A 581-nucleotide genomic window follows, 5' to 3' on the forward strand; every position below is an offset into this window, starting at 1 on the left:
TCGACCTGAGCCATCAGCTCGCGGATGGCGTCCTCGCCGATGGTCTTGTTGGAATCTTCCAACGCAGCCAGCGCCGAACCCTTGACGATCGGAATGTCGTCGCCGGGGAACTCGTTCTTCGACAGAAGCTCGCGAACCTCCAGCTCGACCAGCTCCAGCAGCTCGGCGTCGTCGACCTGGTCGACCTTGTTCAGGAACACCACGATCGACGGAACGCCGACCTGGCGGGCAAGCAGGATGTGCTCGCGGGTCTGCGGCATCGGGCCGTCGGCGGCCGACACAACCAGGATCGCGCCGTCCATCTGCGCGGCACCGGTGATCATGTTCTTCACATAGTCGGCATGGCCGGGGCAGTCGACGTGGGCATAGTGACGGTTGGCCGTCTCATACTCGACATGCGCCGTCGAAATGGTGATGCCGCGCGCCTTCTCTTCGGGTGCCGCGTCGATCTGGTCATAGCGCTTGTATTCGCCAAAATACTTCGTGATCGCCGCCGTCAGCGACGTCTTGCCATGATCGACGTGGCCGATCGTGCCAATGTTCACATGCGGCTTGGTGCGCTCGAATTTACCTTTTGCCAT

The 581-nt window shown here is 61.6% G+C and carries 1 protein-coding gene; it reads right to left on the reverse strand.

Annotation, left to right across the window (positions count from 1 at the left end; all coding sequences use genetic code 11):
* A partial coding sequence (locus tag ACWGS9_RS35200) for a GTP-binding protein (protein ID WP_140786395.1) occupies positions 1-581 on the reverse strand: 581 nt, incomplete at its 3' end.

Source organism: Mesorhizobium sp. Arg314 (assembly GCF_053714275.1).